The organism is Streptomyces sp. NPDC001606 (assembly GCF_053596835.1).
Window position 1 is genome coordinate 52,410 of sequence record NZ_JBSFHC010000013.1, and the last position, 15,127, is coordinate 67,536.

The 15,127-nt window shown below is 69.8% G+C and carries 18 protein-coding genes; 9 read left to right on the plus strand and 9 right to left on the minus strand.

Annotation, left to right across the window (positions count from 1 at the left end):
* Positions 1-18: 18 nt before the first annotated feature.
* Entirely contained in the window at positions 19-333 is a 315-nt protein-coding gene (locus tag ACWCV9_RS23200) for a hypothetical protein (protein ID WP_450789184.1), read from the minus strand.
* 273 nt (positions 334-606) lie between these two features.
* On the opposite strand from ACWCV9_RS23200, the gene rpsF reads away from it, so the two are divergent.
* From rpsF to rplI, 4 genes are all read left to right on the plus strand, one after another.
* The gene (gene rpsF, locus ACWCV9_RS23205) at positions 607-897 is read left to right on the plus strand and encodes a 30S ribosomal protein S6 (protein WP_014673750.1); all 291 of its coding nucleotides are present in this window, start codon (positions 607-609) and stop codon (positions 895-897) included.
* A 74-nt stretch (positions 898-971) separates the two neighbouring features.
* Entirely contained in the window at positions 972-1,553 is a 582-nt protein-coding gene (locus tag ACWCV9_RS23210; protein WP_385841530.1) for a single-stranded DNA-binding protein, read from the plus strand.
* Positions 1,554-1,631: 78 nt separating this feature from the next.
* Positions 1,632-1,868 (plus strand): 30S ribosomal protein S18, encoded by a 237-nt coding sequence (gene rpsR / locus ACWCV9_RS23215; protein ID WP_003949403.1) that lies wholly within the window; start codon positions 1,632-1,634, stop codon positions 1,866-1,868.
* Positions 1,869-1,886: 18 nt separating this feature from the next.
* Positions 1,887-2,333, plus strand: a complete 447-nt coding sequence (gene rplI, locus ACWCV9_RS23220; protein ID WP_385841529.1) for a 50S ribosomal protein L9 — start codon at positions 1,887-1,889, stop codon at positions 2,331-2,333.
* 83 nt (positions 2,334-2,416) lie between these two features.
* On the opposite strand, the gene ACWCV9_RS23225 is transcribed toward rplI, so the two are convergent.
* Positions 2,417-3,763 carry an MATE family efflux transporter gene (locus ACWCV9_RS23225; RefSeq protein WP_450789186.1) on the minus strand — a complete coding sequence of 449 codons (1,347 nt, stop codon included), beginning with the start codon at positions 3,761-3,763 and terminating at the stop codon, positions 2,417-2,419.
* A gap of 474 nt (positions 3,764-4,237) precedes the next feature.
* Between ACWCV9_RS23225 and dnaB the strand changes: the two genes are divergently transcribed.
* Both dnaB and ACWCV9_RS23235 read left to right on the plus strand, forming a co-directional pair.
* Entirely contained in the window at positions 4,238-5,713 is a 1,476-nt protein-coding gene (gene dnaB, locus ACWCV9_RS23230) for a replicative DNA helicase (protein ID WP_385841527.1), read from the plus strand.
* 74 nt (positions 5,714-5,787) lie between these two features.
* On the plus strand, positions 5,788-7,173 hold the full coding sequence (locus tag ACWCV9_RS23235; protein ID WP_450789187.1) for a serine hydrolase domain-containing protein: 1,386 nt from the start codon (positions 5,788-5,790) through the stop codon (positions 7,171-7,173).
* 60 nt (positions 7,174-7,233) lie between these two features.
* On the opposite strand, the gene ACWCV9_RS23240 is transcribed toward ACWCV9_RS23235, so the two are convergent.
* Together ACWCV9_RS23240 and ACWCV9_RS23245 are read right to left on the minus strand one after the other, a co-directional pair.
* On the minus strand, positions 7,234-7,686 hold the full coding sequence (locus ACWCV9_RS23240) for a GNAT family N-acetyltransferase (RefSeq protein WP_450789189.1): 453 nt from the start codon (positions 7,684-7,686) through the stop codon (positions 7,234-7,236).
* 9 nt (positions 7,687-7,695) lie between these two features.
* Positions 7,696-8,154, minus strand: a complete 459-nt coding sequence (locus ACWCV9_RS23245) for a MarR family winged helix-turn-helix transcriptional regulator (protein WP_450789190.1) — start codon at positions 8,152-8,154, stop codon at positions 7,696-7,698.
* A 144-nt stretch (positions 8,155-8,298) separates the two neighbouring features.
* Between ACWCV9_RS23245 and ACWCV9_RS23250 the strand changes: the two genes are divergently transcribed.
* Positions 8,299-9,507: an MFS transporter gene (locus ACWCV9_RS23250; protein WP_450789192.1), complete on the plus strand. Its 1,209-nt coding sequence runs from the start codon at positions 8,299-8,301 to the stop codon at positions 9,505-9,507.
* A gap of 100 nt (positions 9,508-9,607) precedes the next feature.
* Positions 9,608-10,027 carry a GlcG/HbpS family heme-binding protein gene (locus ACWCV9_RS23255; protein ID WP_450789193.1) on the plus strand — a complete coding sequence of 140 codons (420 nt, stop codon included), beginning with the start codon at positions 9,608-9,610 and terminating at the stop codon, positions 10,025-10,027.
* Positions 10,028-10,096: 69 nt separating this feature from the next.
* Here the strand turns inward: ACWCV9_RS23255 and ACWCV9_RS23260 are convergent, their stop codons facing one another.
* Positions 10,097-10,963 carry a GNAT family N-acetyltransferase gene (locus tag ACWCV9_RS23260; protein WP_450789195.1) on the minus strand — a complete coding sequence of 289 codons (867 nt, stop codon included), beginning with the start codon at positions 10,961-10,963 and terminating at the stop codon, positions 10,097-10,099.
* 138 nt (positions 10,964-11,101) lie between these two features.
* Between ACWCV9_RS23260 and ACWCV9_RS23265 the strand changes: the two genes are divergently transcribed.
* Entirely contained in the window at positions 11,102-11,734 is a 633-nt protein-coding gene (locus ACWCV9_RS23265; RefSeq protein WP_450789196.1) for an HAD family hydrolase, read from the plus strand.
* Between the two features lie 74 nt (positions 11,735-11,808).
* Here ACWCV9_RS23265 and ACWCV9_RS23270 read toward each other — a convergent pair whose 3' ends face one another.
* From ACWCV9_RS23270 to ACWCV9_RS23285, 4 genes are all read right to left on the minus strand, one after another.
* Entirely contained in the window at positions 11,809-12,291 is a 483-nt protein-coding gene (locus tag ACWCV9_RS23270) for an NUDIX domain-containing protein (protein WP_450789197.1), read from the minus strand.
* 86 nt (positions 12,292-12,377) lie between these two features.
* On the minus strand, positions 12,378-13,283 hold the full coding sequence (locus tag ACWCV9_RS23275) for a LysR family transcriptional regulator (RefSeq protein ID WP_450789199.1): 906 nt from the start codon (positions 13,281-13,283) through the stop codon (positions 12,378-12,380).
* A gap of 204 nt (positions 13,284-13,487) precedes the next feature.
* Positions 13,488-14,636, minus strand: coding sequence for a cystathionine gamma-lyase (locus tag ACWCV9_RS23280; protein WP_450789200.1), 1,149 nt, complete (start codon positions 14,634-14,636; stop codon positions 13,488-13,490).
* Positions 14,633-15,124 (minus strand): low molecular weight protein-tyrosine-phosphatase, encoded by a 492-nt coding sequence (locus ACWCV9_RS23285; RefSeq protein ID WP_450789201.1) that lies wholly within the window; start codon positions 15,122-15,124, stop codon positions 14,633-14,635. The genes ACWCV9_RS23280 and ACWCV9_RS23285 overlap by 4 nt, the downstream gene beginning before the upstream one ends.
* Between the last annotated feature and the right edge of the window lie 3 nt (positions 15,125-15,127).

Consider the following 15,127-nt stretch of genomic DNA (forward strand, 5'->3'; position numbering starts at 1 on the left):
CCTTGGGTCCGGACGGGTTCAGCCGATGATCCCGCCGAACAGCCCGCCGTGGGCCATGCCGATCAGGAAACCGACCCCCGAGGCACCGAGACCCAGGATCAGGAAGAAGCGCTCCCGCGTGGTCACCGAGATCCACTGTCCGTACGCGCCGATGCCGATTCCCACCAGGCCGGCCCATGAGGCGAGCAGGTGGAGGCCGGGGAAGAAAGACGTGATGAAGGACAGCAGCCCGAGGACGAACGTGGCCGCCGTGAGGCCGTCCTCGAGCGGATGGGGCTTGCCGTCGGTGGCGAAGAGGGAACCTGCGGTGTTGGGTCGCAATGCCTGTGTCATGGGCACCTCCTGCGGACAGCGGCGCACAGTAGCGCCGCACACACCCGATGTGTACAGAGTGACCGCCCCTGCCGCCGGATTTCAACCGGAAGCGGGTGTGCGGGTAGTCTGTACCGTCTGCACTGGTGTCTGCCCAGACCTGCCCAGGTCACACTGCGGGATCTCCCTGAGGGACCCCCATTGTCAGTGGCGGCCGATACCGTTGCGTACGCATCACAACCCTCCTGCCACGGAACGACCGTGGCCGCTGAGTCCAAAGGAGGTGGGTTCCACATGCGTCACTACGAGGTGATGGTCATCCTCGACCCCGATCTCGAGGAGCGTGCGGTCTCCCCGCTGATCGAGAACTTCCTGTCTGTCGTCCGTGACGGCGGCGGCAAGGTTGAGAAGGTCGACACCTGGGGCCGTCGTCGTCTCGCCTACGAGATCAAGAAGAAGCCCGAGGGCATCTACTCGGTCATCGACCTTCAGGCCGAGCCTGCGGTCGTCAAGGAGCTCGACCGCCAGATGAACCTGAACGAGTCGGTCCTCCGGACCAAGGTCCTCCGCCCCGAGACCCACTGAGCCTCTCGCTCAGCTGATCTCGGGATTCGAGTAGCACCAAGCAGCCAGCAGCAAACCCGCCGAGAGGTTCCCCCATGGCAGGCGAGACCGTCATCACGGTCATCGGCAATCTTGTCGACGACCCCGAGCTGCGCTTCACCCCTTCCGGTGCGGCGGTCGCGAAGTTTCGCGTCGCGTCCACTCCGCGCACCTTCGACCGTCAGACGAACGAGTGGAAGGACGGCGAGAGCCTGTTCCTGACCTGCTCGGTCTGGCGTCAGGCGGCGGAGAACGTCGCCGAGTCGCTCCAGCGAGGCATGCGCGTCATCGTGCAGGGCCGGCTGAAGCAGCGGTCCTACGAGGACCGTGAGGGCGTCAAGCGCACGGTCTACGAGCTGGACGTCGAGGAAGTCGGCCCCAGCCTGCGCAACGCCACGGCCAAGGTCACCAAGACCGCCGGTGGTGGCGCTCGCGGTGGCCAGGGCGGTTACGGCGGCGGTGGCCAGGGCGGCGGTCAGGGCGGCGGCTGGGGCGGCGGCCCCGGCGGCGGTCAGGGCGGTGCTCCGGCCGACGACCCCTGGGCGACCGGCGCTCCCGCCGGTGGCAACCAGGGCGGCGGCGGCTGGGGCGGCGGCTCCGGCGGCGGTGGCGGCTACTCGGACGAGCCCCCCTTCTAGGCCTTGGATCCGGTCCTGCGGGACCGGCCGGTCGAAGGCGGGCCCACCCCAACTTCTTGATCACACAGGAGAAACACCATGGCGAAGCCGCCTGTGCGCAAGCCGAAGAAGAAGGTCTGCGCGTTCTGCAAGGACAAGGTCACGTACGTGGACTACAAGGACACGAACATGCTGCGGAAGTTCATTTCCGACCGCGGCAAGATCCGTGCCCGCCGCGTGACCGGCAACTGCACCCAGCACCAGCGTGACGTCGCCACGGCTGTGAAGAACAGCCGTGAGATGGCGCTGCTGCCCTACACCTCCACCGCGCGCTAAGGGAAGGGTGACCGACACATGAAGATCATCCTCACCCACGAGGTCACCGGCCTCGGTGCCGCGGGCGACGTCGTGGACGTCAAGGACGGCTACGCTCGCAACTACCTGATCCCGCGGAAGTTCGCTATCCGCTGGACCAAGGGCGGCGAGAAGGACGTCGAGCAGATCCGTCGTGCTCGCAAGATCCACGAGATCCAGACCATCGAGCAGGCCAACCAGGTGAAGGCCCAGCTCGAGGGCGTCAAGGTCCGCCTGGCCGTCCGTGCCGGCGAGGCCGGCCGTCTCTTCGGTTCCGTCACCCAGGCCGACATCGCTTCGGCGATCAAGGCTGCCGGTGGCCCCGAGGTGGACAAGCGCCGCATCGAGGTCGGTTCGCCGATCAAGACCCTGGGCGCCCACGAGACGTCCGTGCGTCTGCACCCCGAGGTTGCCGCCAAGGTCAACATCGAGGTCGTCGCGGCCTGACCGCTGCGCTCGGTCTGAGCAGTGACGACAGGGGCCGCACCCTTCCGGGGTGCGGCCCCTGTCGCATGTTTCACGTGAAACGGTCAGCGGGTGGCACCGGTGACGATCCAGCGGCCGGAGCGGCTGCGCAGCCACAGGGTCACCATGCGGACGGCCATCATCAGGGTCATCGCCGCCCAGAGCGCGGTGAGGCCGCCGCCGAGTGCCGGGACGAGCAGGGCCACCGGGGCGAACACCGCCAGGGTGACGACCATCGCCCAGGCCAGATACGGTCCGTCGCCCGCGCCCATCAGAACGCCGTCCAGGACGAACACGATCCCGCAGACGGGCTGTGACAGGGCCACCATCACAAGCGCGGGCAGCGCCGCCTCCCGGACCGCGGTGTCACTGGTGAACAGCGGGAGGAAGAGCGGTCGGGCGGCCACCACGAGCAGACCGAGGACGACACCGGTGGCGATGCCCCAGTGGACCATGCGTCGGCAGGCCTCGCGGGCGCCCATGGCGTCGTCCGCCCCGAGATAGCGGCCGATGATGGCCTGCCCCGCGATCGCTATCGCGTCGAGCGCGAAGGCCAGCAGGTTCCAGAGGGACAGGATGATCTGATGCGCGGCGATGTCCGCGTCTCCGAGGTGCGCCGCGACAGCGGTGGCGAGCACGAAGATGGCTCGCAGTGACAGGGTGCGGACCAGCAGCGGGGCGCCGGCCTGGGCCGACGCCCGGATACCGGCGGCGTCCGGACGGAGCGAGGCGCCGTGCCGACGCGCCCCCCGCACGACGACCAGCAGATAGACGGCCGCCATGCCGCACTGGGCGATGACCGTGCCCCAGGCCGACCCCGCGATGCCGAGGCCGGCGCCGTAGATGAGGCCCACGTTGAGGCCGGCGTTGGCGATGAAGCCGGCGATGGCGACGTAGAGCGGGGTCCGGGTGTCCTGGAGGCCACGCAGAACACCGGTGGCGGCCAGGACCATGAGCATGGGCGGAATGCCTAGCGAGGAGATCCGCAGATAGGTCGTGGCGTACGGCGCCGAGGTCGGGGAGGCGCCGAGGAGGTCTACGATGCCGGGGGCCAGTGGCAGGACGACGGCGATGACGGCGGCGCCGAGGAGCAGTGCCAGCCAGATGCCGTCCATGCCCTGACGGAGGGCTGCCCGGAGATCACCGGCGCCCAGGCGGCGGGCCACCGCGGCCGTGGTGGCGTAGGCGAGGAAGACGAAGACGCTCACGGCGGTGGTGAGCAGGGCCGAGGCGACACCGAGGCCGGCGAGCTGAGCGGTCCCGAGGTGTCCGACGATCGCGCTGTCGGCCATGACGAAAAGCGGCTCGGCGACGAGGGCTCCGAAGGCAGGAACGGCCAGGGCGACTATTTCTCGGTCGTGTCGTCGCCGGGTGGCCTTGGGTATCTCGGGCGCCTGTGTCATGTGCACCAATGTAATCGTCCACAGGTAAGAGATGCAAAGGTATTGAGACCCTTACTTCGGGTCTCGGGCTGTGTCCTTTCGCGCACCGTTCGAAGCGAGGGTGGGCCGAGTGGGGAAGTTTTTCTTCTGCACAGCCGGTGGACGCTAAAGCCGCAGGTCAGCGTCTTCACCCCGGCGAGATCGAGGGCTTGTTCACAGCGCTGTCCACCGGGTCGTGCACAGGTTACGGGCAGTTCTCCACAGCATCCGGGCCGTCGTCCACATGGCCTGTGGATAACCAGATTGGCTGACGGTGCCGACGGGCCTACCGTGGTCCGGCGCCCGCTCCCTTCCCCCGGCCCGGGAAGCACCGCTTCCACGGTCCGGGAACCAGCACAAAACCGACGTGCCACAAGTGGAGTTGGGCATCTCGATTTGTCAGTGTCGTGCCGTACAACTGAGGGCACGGCGAGGTCCGCCGTGCGGACGGGAGGAGGTCGCTCGGTGAGCATTTCCGAGCCCCTGGACGATCCGTGGGCCGACAGCGGACCCAGCGATCGTCTGCCTGCCCGTCGGCGCGCTGACGGCGGCCGGGGTCGTGACGAACAGCATGACCGGGGCCGGGAGAACGGGGACTGGGACTCCGGGGGCTCGTCCTTCGAGCGGGTGCCCCCGCAGGACCTGGACGCGGAACAGTCCGTGCTGGGCGGCATGCTGCTGTCCAAGGACGCGATCGCCGACGTCGTGGAGATCCTCAAGGGCCACGACTTCTACAAGCCCGCGCACGAGACGATCTACCAGGCCATCCTGGACGTCTACGCCAAGGGCGAGCCGGCCGACCCCATCACCATCGCCGCGGAGCTGACCAAGCGCGGTGAGATCAACAAGGTCGGCGGCGCAGCGTATCTGCACACCCTCGTCCAGACCGTGCCGACGGCGGCCAACGCCGAGTACTACGCCGAGATCGTCCACGAGCGCGCCGTGCTGCGCCGTCTGGTCGAAGCCGGCACGCGCATCACGCAGATGGGATACGCGGCCGACGGAGACGTGGACGAGATCGTCAACCGCGCCCAGGCGGAGATCTACGCCGTCACCGAGCAGCGCACCAGCGAGGACTACCTGCCGCTCGGCGACATCATGGAAGGCGCCCTCGACGAGATCGAGGCGATCGGCTCGCGCAGCGGCGAGATGACGGGCGTGCCCACCGGCTTCACCGACTTCGACTCGCTGACGAACGGCCTGCACCCGGGACAGATGATCGTCATCGCGGCCCGTCCGGCCATGGGTAAGTCGACCCTCGCACTGGACTTCGCGCGAGCAGCCGCGATCAAGAACAACCTGCCCAGCGTCATCTTCTCCCTCGAAATGGGCCGCAACGAGATCGCGATGCGTCTGCTGTCCGCCGAGGCGCGGGTGGCCCTGCACCACATGCGGTCCGGCACGATGACCGACGAGGACTGGACGCGGCTCGCCCGCCGGATGCCGGACGTCTCGGCCGCCCCCCTCTACATCGACGACTCCCCGAACCTGTCGATGATGGAGATCCGCGCCAAGTGCCGGCGCCTGAAGCAGCGCAACGACCTGAAGCTCGTCGTCATCGACTATCTCCAGCTGATGCAGTCCGGCGGCTCCAAGCGCGCCGAGTCCCGTCAGCAGGAGGTCTCGGACATGTCCCGTAACCTCAAGCTGCTCGCGAAGGAGCTGGAGATCCCGGTCATCGCGCTGTCGCAGCTGAACCGTGGCCCGGAGCAGCGCACCGACAAGAAGCCGATGGTCTCCGACCTGCGTGAGTCCGGCTCCATCGAGCAGGACGCCGACATGGTCATCCTGCTGCACCGTGAGGACGCGTACGAGAAGGAGTCACCGCGCGCGGGCGAGGCGGACCTGATCGTGGCCAAGCACCGTAACGGCCCCACGGCCACCATCACGGTCGCCTTCCAGGGCCACTACTCCCGTTTCGTGGACATGGCCCAGACCTGATCCGCGGGGCGCGGTGGAGCTGCGGCCGGGTGTTGGATTCGACGGTTGTCCCGTCAACCGGTGGACTTGGCCGCATGACGACATCTCAGGAACTGTTGCTGCCCGGCACGCGGCGTGCCCTGCTGCACCGGATCGCCGTCGCCCAGTCCGAAGGGCGGGCGCCCTCGCTGGTCGCCGCGGTGGTGCGGGGCGGACAGGCCGTGTGGCACGGGTCGCGGAGCTCGGTGGACGGCCAGGCTCCGGACGAGGACGTGCAGTACAGGATCGGTTCTATCACCAAGACCTTCACCGCCGTCCTCGTGCTGAGGCTGCGTGACGAGGGGGTGCTCGGCCTCGGTGACCCGCTGGAGAAGCATCTGCCGGGTACCGGTGTGGGGGAGGCGACGATCGCCGAACTCCTCGCGCACACCGCCGGTCTGGCGGCCGAGTCGCCCGCGCCGTGGTGGGAGCGGACCCCGGGTTCGCTGCGGCCCGAGCTGAGCGATGTGCTCGGCGAGCAGCCGCTGGTCCATCCGGTGGGTCTTCGCCACCACTACTCCAACACCGGCTACACCCTGCTCGGTGCGCTGGTGGAGAAACTGCGCGGCGCGCCCTGGGAGGAGGTGCTGCGCGGCGAGGTGCTGGAACCGCTCGGCCTGCACCGTACGAGCGCGCAGCCACAGGCTCCGCACACGGATGGATGGGCCGTGCATCCCTGGGCCGACGCCCTGCTGCCCGAGCCGCTGGAGGATCTCGGCCGGATGGCACCGGCGGGTCAACTGTGGTCGACCACGGGGGACCTGGCGCGGTTCGCCGCCTTCCTGGTCCGGGGGGACGACCGTGTGCTCAGCGCGGCATCGGTCCAGGAGATGCGCACACCGGCGGCGCCGGCCGAGCCGGTGGACCTGCTGGACGGGGCCACCTACGGCCTCGGTATGCAGATCCAGCTTCGCGACGGCAGGGTGCTCGCCGGTCACTCGGGCTCGCTGCCGGGCTTTCTGGCGAACCTCACCATCAGCACGGAGGACGATGTCGCCGCGGTGGTGCTCGCCAACTGCACCAGCGGGCCGCTGCTCGGAGGCGTGGGCGCCGACCTCGTACGGATCGTCGCCGAGGCGGAACCCCGGATCCCCGAGCCCTGGCGGCCGCTGCGCGTGGTCGATCCGGCGGTTCTGGAACTGGCGGGGCAGTGGTACTGGGGGACCAACGCCTTCGGGCTGCGCGTGACGTCCGACGGTCTGCTCGTGCTGGGCCCGCTGAGCGGTGGTGGCCGGCGCTCCCGTCTGCGAGCGAACGGAGACGGCACCTGGACCGGGCTGGAGGGGTACTGGGCCGGTGAGCTGCTGACACCGGTACGGCGCTCCGACGGCACGGTGAGCCATTTCGATCTTGGCTCGTTTGTATTCACTCGGCAGCCCTACGACCCGGAGGTCGCCGTGCCCGGTGGGGTGGACCCGGAGGGGTGGCGGGGGATCGGCTGAGTGATGAGCCGGGGGTGTGTTTCACGTGAAACACACCCCGCCCTGTGGGCGTCCGGCCCTTCAGAGCTGGAGCTTGAATCCCTCGTGGGAGGCGGTGAATCCGAGCCGCTCATAGAAGCGGTGGGCGTCGGGGCGGGTCTTGTCCGAGGTCAGCTGCACCATCTGGCAGTTCAGTCGGCGAGCCGTGTCGACCGCCCACTCGATGAGCCGGCTGCCCAGTCCGCTGCCCCGTTCGTCGGCGTGGATGCGCACGGCCTCGATGAGCGCCCGGGTCGCCCCCTTGCGGGAGAGGCCGGGGATGATCGTGAGCTGGAGGGTCCCGATCACCCGGTCTGCGCGCACAGCGACGACGAGGTGCTGGTTCGGGTCCGCCTCCAGGCTCTGCCATGCAGCCTGGTACGGGGTCAGGTCGTCGGGTGACTCGCGCTGGGCGCCCAGGGGATCGTCGGCGAGCAGCGCGACGATGGCCGGGAGGTCCTCGGCGGTCGCATCCCGTATCTCAAGATCGTCCATGGCCGCAGCCTAGGCGGATACGTCGAGGGACTCCACGACGCGTACCAGCGGGGCCAGTTCGGGATTCCGGGACGCCTGGTCGAGGGCTTCGCGGAGGGCGGCGTCATTGGTGGGCCGGGCCTCCTCCAGCAACCGCAGACCGGACTCGGTCACGTTGGTGTAGATGCCACGCCGGTCGGTGGGGCACAGGTAGCGCTCCAGCAGCCCGCGGTCCTCCAGGCGGGTCACCAGGCGGGTGGTGGCGCTCTGGCTGAGGACGACCGCGTCGGCGACCTGCTTCATCTGTAGATGTCCGCCTTCGCCGTCGTGCTGCCGGCTGAGCACGTCCAGCAGGGAGTACTCGCGCACGCTCAGGTCGTGCCGAGCCTGGAGGGCGCGCTCGATGTGCGCCTCGATCCGTCCGTGCAGCGCAGAGAGGGCGCACCAGCCCTGGGCGAGGGCGGTGAGCGCGGGGTCCGTCGCTGTCATGGGTCCTTTTCCTCCGTCCAGGAGCGGCTGTCTCCAGGGTAGGGCACCTCTGCAATAGTCATCGCTTGCAAGTATCCCGCGTCTGCAACTATTGTGGACGCACGAAAAGCGCTCCTGCAATCGTTAGGGAAGGTGTACCCCTTCATGCCTCTCGCGCTTCTGGCCCTCGCGATCGGGGCCTTCGGAATCGGCACGACCGAGTTCGTGATCATGGGTCTGCTGCCCGAGGTCGCGGGTGACTTCGGGGTGTCCATCCCCACGGCGGGCCTGCTCGTCACCGGCTATGCACTCGGGGTGGTGATCGGCGCTCCGCTGATGACCGTCCTCGGGACGAAGGTGCCGCGCAAGCGGATGCTGATGCTGCTGATGGGCCTCTTCATCGCCGGCAACCTGATCTCGGCGGTGGCCCCGGTCTTCGCGGTGATGCTGATCGGCCGAGTGGTCGCCTCGCTCGCCCACGGAGCCTTCTTCGGTATCGGCTCGGTCGTCGCCGCCGGTCTGGTGGCCCCCGACAAGAAGGCCGGCGCCATCGCCATGATGTTCACCGGACTGACCGTCGCCAACGTCGTCGGCGTCCCGCTGGGCACGCTCATCGGGCAGCACGTCGGCTGGCGCGTCACCTTCGGCATCGTCGCGGCCCTCGGCGTCGTCGGGCTCGCCGGTATCGCGCGGCTGGTACCGGAGCTGCCGCGGCCCGCGGGTGTGCATCTCCGGCATGAACTGGCCGCCTTCAAGAACACCCAGGTTCTGCTCGCCATGGCGATGACGGTCCTCGGCTTCGGCGGTGTGTTCGCCGCCATCACCTACATCGCGCCGATGATGACCCACATCGCCGGCTTCGCCGACGGCTCGGTCACCTGGCTGCTGGTCCTGTTCGGCCTCGGCATGGTCGGCGGCAACCTCGTCGGCGGCAGGTTCGCCGACCGCGCCCTGATGCCGATGCTGTACATCTCCCTGGGCGCGCTCGCCCTCGTCCTGGCGCTCTTCTCGCTCACGGCCCACAACAAGATCGCGGCCGCCGTGAACATCGCCCTGATCGGCGCGCTGGGCTTCGCCACCGTCCCGCCGCTTCAGAAGCGCGTCCTCGACCAGGCGCACGGCGCCCCGACGCTCGCGTCGGCCGTGAACATCGGCGCCTTCAACCTCGGCAACGCCCTGTCCGCCTGGCTCGGCGGCCTGGTGATCGCGGCCGGCTACGGCTACACCGCCCCCAACTGGGTCGGCGCCGTGCTCGCCGCGGCCGCCCTGCTCCTCGCCGTCCTGTCCGCGGCCCTGGAACGCCGTGACAGCGCCCGCAGCACCGTGGTCGCCTCCGGGGCCCCCGCCGGGCAGCGGACCCCCGTGCACCACTGAGCCGCCGCAACACCGCCTCTCCACCCCCACCAGCCACGTACCGGGACCGCCGGTCCGATACGCCGGCGCCCACCCTCAGCACCCCCGAGGAGACATCCCCATGCCCAGCACCGCCGTAGCCCCGATCACCGTCGAGGACGCCGAGCTGCTCGTCACCACCGCGCGCCGAGCGGCCGAGGAGGCCGGAGCCACCGTCAGCGTCACCGTCCTCGATGCCGGCGGCCACCTGCTCGCCTTCCGCCGGGACGACCGAGCCGTGCTGATCTCCGGCGAGACCAGCACCCGCAAGGCCTACACCGCGCTCCAGCTGAACACGCCCACCGCCGACCTGGTCGACGCCGTCCAGCCGGGCGGTCTCTTCCACACCCTGCCCACGGCGCTCGACCGGCCGCTGCTGTTCATCGCGGGCGGTGTCCCGGTCCACCGTGACGGCCGGCTGATCGGCTCGATCGGCGTCGGCGGCGGCACGCCGGAGCAGGACCACGCCTTCGCCACCGCGGCCGTACGCGCCCTCGGCTGAGCACCGGCCCGGACACACGACGCCGGCCCCGGCTCTCGAAGCCGGGGCCGGCGTTCGCGGTGCCCCGACTCAGCCCGCAGCCACCGTCAGCGGCGCGAAGCGCCGGGTCCAGTCCCCCGGGAGCTCCGCGATGCCGTACGTCATCACCGCGTTGAAGGCCACCGACGCCAGCCCCCGGGCCTTCGCCCAGGTCAGCAGCGACTGGTGGCGTACGTCGATATCGGTGCGCAGCGGGCGGTCCGTCCCTGCGGCCAGCGAGGCGATGAGAGCCTTCGCGACCTCTGTGTCACGGGCGATCAGCGGGCCGACGACATGGGTGTGCATATTGGGCCACACCGCGGCGTAGCCGATGATCCGGCCGTTCTCCTCGGCCACCCGCAGCTGGTCGGCGAAGGCCGGCAGCCGGGTGATGAGAGGGGTGCGATCGACGCCGAACACCTCCTCGTCGAGCCGCAGGACCGAGGGAAGATCCTCGGCGGTCGCGGGGCGTGTCATGACGGCCGGTTCGGCTCCGCCGGGGACGAAGCGGCCCATCAGCATCTCCGCCCGGCCCGTCTGCTTGAAGCCCAGCTCCTCGTAGAGGGGCTGACCGTTCGGCGTGGCGTGCAGGGTGAGCGGGGTGGTCCCCATCGACTCCAGGACATGCCGCATCAGACGGCGTCCGACGCCCTGACGGGCATGCCGCTCGGCCACCAGCACCATGCCGATGGCGCCGAGGTCGGTGCGCTCCCATGAGCCGTACTCCGTGACGACGCAGGCGGCGACGAGACCACCCTCGGGGTCATCGATGCCGTAGCCCTTTCCGGCCGTGAGGAGGAAGCCCCACTTGTGTTCCTCGCGTGGCCACCCCCGATCTTCGGACAGGTCGGCGCAGGCGGCGCGATCGCGAAGGGTCAGACGTCGGATGGGCAGTGCGGCGAGGGAAGGAGTTGGCACGCACGTCAGGCTGGCCGACCAGCACCCCCGGCGTCCACCCGTTTCGATACAGACACACGTGCTTTTGGTCATGCCGTCGCCGCGTGGACAGCTCGGAGTGTTTCACGTGAAACATCGGCAGGCGTTTAGCCTCGGGCCATGGCGAGACTGCATCTGTTCGATCTGGACGGCACGTTGCTGCACGGCACCACCGCACCGCTGGAGATTTCCCGGCAGTTGGGACGGGAAGCGGAGACGGTCGCGTTGGAGCGGGCGATCTCGCAAGGGCGGATCGGTCCGCCGGAGTACGCCCTGCGGGTGTACGAGCTGTGGGCCGAGCTGACCGAGGCGCATGTCAGCGCCGCGTTCCAGGGGGCGCCCTGGCTCGCCCGGATCCGAGAGGTCTGGGCCGATATCCGGCGAGTGGGCGACTACTGCGCCGTGGTGTCTCTCTCGCCCTCCTTCTTCGTGGAGCGGCTGCTCGGCTGGGGCGCGCATGCGGCCCATGGGTCCCGTTTCCCGGTCATACCGTTCACCGAGCCGGTCGATCCGGCAGGGGTGATGAGCGCTGCGGCCAAGGTGACCATCGCGGACCGGCTCTGCGCGGAGTTCGGCGTGGCACGCGCGGACTGTGTGGCGTACGGCGACTCGTCGTCGGACAAGGAACTGTTCGCTGTCGTCCCGGTCTCCGTCGCGGTCAACGCGGACGCGCACCTGTCCGGCCTCGCGACCCACTCCTACTCCGGCAGGGACCTGTGGGACGCCTATGAACTGGTCGGCGCCGCGGGGTGAGCGAAGGAGGGCGGAGGGGCTGTCACCCGCCGGTCGCCGGCCAGCGCATTTCCGTCGCCCTGGAAGAAGCCTCCCTATCCCAGGTCGGGTGCGTGCATGGCCCGTACCCCCTCGATGTTGCCGTCCAGGTAGTGGCGCAGCGACAGGGGGACGAGATGGACGGAGGCGATGCCGACGCGTGTGAACGGGACGCGGACGATCTCGTACTCGCCGGCCGGTTCCTCCACCTCGGGCCCATGACGCAGGGACGGGTCCATGGACTCCAGCCGGCAGACGAAGAAGTGCTGCACCTTCACGCCGGTCGCGCCGCCGTCCTCGCCGATGTGCTCCACGGTGTCCACGAAACACGGGACCACATCGGTGATCTTGGCGCCCAGCTCCTCGTACACCTCTCGGTGCAGGGCGTCCACGACGGTCGGGTCCCGGGATTCGACCCCGCCACCGGGGGTGACCCAGTAGGGATCGACGCCGGGCTTGGTTCGTTTGATCAGGATCAGGTCGTCACCGTCCAGAAGAACGGCACGGGCGGTGCGCTTGACCACGGGTCGGACGGTCATGGGAGAAATGTGGCCCGGCTGGTTCCACGTGAAACATCGCAAAGCGCCACCGTCCGAGCGCACCGCGTGCACCCGGAGTACCGGTGTCAACACCAGCCCGCGGCCGCCCGCAGCAGCCACTCGTGGGCGCGCGCGATATGCGGCATGGCCAGTGTGCCGGTACGCACCACCAGGAAGTAGGTGCGCAGTGGCGGCACCGCCGGTTCGTGCAGGGCGGCGATCGCCCTACGGCCGAGGGCCGGACCGCACAGATAGCGGGGCAGCACCGCCAGGCCGGCGCCTGCGGTCGCACAGGCGAGGACCGCCCGTAGATCGGGAACGATGACCGTGCCCGAGGCGGCCGGACGGGAGTCGAAGACGGAGGCCCAGTAGCGCGAGACGAAGGGCAGAGACTCATGGACCTCGACGACGGGCAGATGCTCCAGCGCCGACGCGCCCTTCAGCCGTAGCGCGTCCGGGTCGATCCGCTCGGCCCAGCGCGGGGCGGCGACCAGCACATGCTCCTCGTCGCAGAGCGCGGTGGCGGTGAGCAGGGCGCCACGCGGCCGGGCCGTGGCGATGGCCAGGTCATGATGTCCGGCGGCCAGGCCCTCCAGTGCCTCCTCCGCGGTGCCGAAGGAGGCCCGCAGCGCGAAACCCTGGCTGTCCTCGCCGGCCAGCTCCGTGAGGGCGGGCAAGGCACGTTCGGCGATGAACTCCGGCGGGCCGACGAGATGCAGCGTCCGTAACGAGGACTCGTCGTCCAGGCCGCTTTCCGCTATCTCCACCAGGGCGTCCAGATGGGGCGCGGCCTTGTGCGCGAGTTCGTCACCGATGGTCGTGGGGGTCACCCCGCGCGCCTGGCGGAGGAAGAGCGGCTTGCCCAGCTGGTGTTCCAGGGAGCGGATCTGCGCGGTGACGGCGGGCTGGGAGAGTCCGAGCAGGGCTGCGGCACGCGTGAAGGACCCGGCCCGGTGCACGGTGACGAACGTGCGCAGCAAGGCCAGATCCATGGCATGCCTCCCTGTCCCTGCCCTCCTCCGGTCCAGGCAGGCATCAACTATAAATATGTCGATACGTCCCTGTCGCTAGCGTGATTGGACACTGACACTGAGTCAACTAGCCTTGGTCGCGCGGTTCTTCGCACACGGAACCGACGACGGTCCGAGCCACGAGGGGGGAGGTTCGGACCGTCGGTGCGTCCGAGGCACCCGCGCTCATGCCGCCGATTCGTCCAGGGCGCGCAGGAGGTCGGCGATCAGGTCCTCGGGGTCTTCGGCGCCGACGGACATGCGGATGAAGCCCTCCGGGACCGGGTCTCCGCCCCAGCGGCCGCGCCGCTCGGCCGTGGAGCGGACTCCGCCGAAGCTCGTCGCGTCCTCCACCAGGCGCAGGGAGGCGAGAAAACGCTCGGCACGCGCGCGCGTGGGCAAGGTGAACGAGACGACGCAGCCGAAACGGCGCATCTGCTGAGCCGCGATCTTGTGCGCGGGGTCGTCGGGCAGCCCCGGGTAGCGCAGACCGGACACCTCGGGCCGCTGCCGCAGGGCCCGGGCGACGGCCAGGGCGGTGGCGTTCTGGCGGTCGACGCGCAACTGGAGCGTGGCGAGGGACCGGTGGGCGAGCCAGGCCTCCATCGGGCCGGAGATCGCCCCGACGATCTTGCGCCAGCGGCGTACGGCCGCCATCGCATCGGCGTCGCGGCCGGTGACGTAGCCCAGCAGCAGGTCTCCATGGCCGGTGAGCTGCTTGGTGCCGCTGGCCACGGAGAAGTCGGCGCCCAGCTCCAGCGGGCGCTGGCCGAGCGGGGTGGCGAGGGTGTTGTCGACGGCGACCAGGGCGCCGCGCGCGTGGGCCGCCGCCACCAGGCGACGGATGTCGCACACGTCGAGACCGGGGTTCGCCGGCGACTCGATCCACAGCAGCCGGGCGCCGTCGAGCACCTCGAGCTGCGCGTCACCGCCGGTCGGCGCGGTGCGTACCTCGATGCCGTAGGCCTCCAGCTGGGCGCCGACCAGCGGCAGCACCTGGTAGCCGTCGGAGGGCAGGACGACCGCGTCCCCGGCGCACAGCTGGGAGAACAGCACGGCGGAGATCGCGGCCATGCCGGAGGCGAACACCAGCGTCTCGACGCCGTCGCGGCCGGGTGCCTCCAGCTCCCCGATCGCGCGCTCCAGATGGGTCCAGGTCGGGTTGTCGTCCCGGGCGTAGGCGTACGGTCCCGACACCTCGCCCGGCAGGTGGTAGTGCGCGGCGAACACGGGCCCGGGCAGGGACGGCTCGTTCTTGACCGGCTCGGGCAGACCGGCCCGCACAGCGCGGGTGCCCTCGCCGGGCCGGGCGTCGTCGTGGGTGGCGTCGGTCATGCGGCCCGCCCCTCCAGTTGCTCCCGTACGGCGCTGAGCAGGCCGGTGCTCGCGGCCTCGACCATGGCGAGGCACTCCTCGAAGCCGTCTGGGCCTCCGTAGTACGGGTCGGGTACGTCGAGGTCGTCGCCGGCGGTGGGGTCGTACGAGCGCAGGAGGCGGATCTTGCGGGCGGCCTCCTCCGTGGGTGCGAGGCGGCGCAGGGCCTTGAGGTGGCTGGTGTCGAGGGCGATGACGAGATCGAGGCGGTCGAACCACGAGGGCTGGAACTGGCGCGCGACGTGCTCGGTGCCGTACCCGTTCTCGTCGAGGACCGAAACGGTACGCGGATCGGCGGCCTCGCCCTCGTGCCAGCCACCGGTGCCGGCGCTGTCCACCACCACGAGATCCTCGAGCCCGGCCTCCGCCACGCGCGCGCGGAAGACGGATTCGGCCATCGGGGAACGGCAGATGTTGCCGGTGCACACGAAGCAGACGCGGTAGCTCATGGC

Bases quoted from the DNA above. Each gene is read 5' to 3' on its own strand.
- ACWCV9_RS23265 (WP_450789196.1), top strand. From the start codon at position 11,102: ATGGCGAGACTGCATCTGTTCGATCTGGACGGCACGTTGCTGCACGGC.
- ACWCV9_RS23280 (WP_450789200.1), bottom strand. From the start codon at position 14,636: ATGACCGACGCCACCCACGACGACGCCCGGCCCGGCGAGGGCACCCGC.
- rpsR (WP_003949403.1), top strand. From the start codon at position 1,632: ATGGCGAAGCCGCCTGTGCGCAAGCCGAAGAAGAAGGTCTGCGCGTTC.
- ACWCV9_RS23200 (WP_450789184.1), bottom strand. From the start codon at position 333: ATGACACAGGCATTGCGACCCAACACCGCAGGTTCCCTCTTCGCCACC.
- rplI (WP_385841529.1), top strand. From the start codon at position 1,887: ATGAAGATCATCCTCACCCACGAGGTCACCGGCCTCGGTGCCGCGGGC.
- ACWCV9_RS23240 (WP_450789189.1), bottom strand. From the start codon at position 7,686: ATGGACGATCTTGAGATACGGGATGCGACCGCCGAGGACCTCCCGGCC.
- ACWCV9_RS23255 (WP_450789193.1), top strand. From the start codon at position 9,608: ATGCCCAGCACCGCCGTAGCCCCGATCACCGTCGAGGACGCCGAGCTG.
- ACWCV9_RS23250 (WP_450789192.1), top strand. From the start codon at position 8,299: ATGCCTCTCGCGCTTCTGGCCCTCGCGATCGGGGCCTTCGGAATCGGC.
- ACWCV9_RS23245 (WP_450789190.1), bottom strand. From the start codon at position 8,154: ATGACAGCGACGGACCCCGCGCTCACCGCCCTCGCCCAGGGCTGGTGC.
- ACWCV9_RS23235 (WP_450789187.1), top strand. From the start codon at position 5,788: ATGACGACATCTCAGGAACTGTTGCTGCCCGGCACGCGGCGTGCCCTG.
- ACWCV9_RS23285 (WP_450789201.1), bottom strand. From the start codon at position 15,124: ATGAGCTACCGCGTCTGCTTCGTGTGCACCGGCAACATCTGCCGTTCC.
- ACWCV9_RS23210 (WP_385841530.1), top strand. From the start codon at position 972: ATGGCAGGCGAGACCGTCATCACGGTCATCGGCAATCTTGTCGACGAC.
- ACWCV9_RS23275 (WP_450789199.1), bottom strand. From the start codon at position 13,283: ATGGATCTGGCCTTGCTGCGCACGTTCGTCACCGTGCACCGGGCCGGG.
- rpsF (WP_014673750.1), top strand. From the start codon at position 607: ATGCGTCACTACGAGGTGATGGTCATCCTCGACCCCGATCTCGAGGAG.
- ACWCV9_RS23270 (WP_450789197.1), bottom strand. From the start codon at position 12,291: ATGACCGTCCGACCCGTGGTCAAGCGCACCGCCCGTGCCGTTCTTCTG.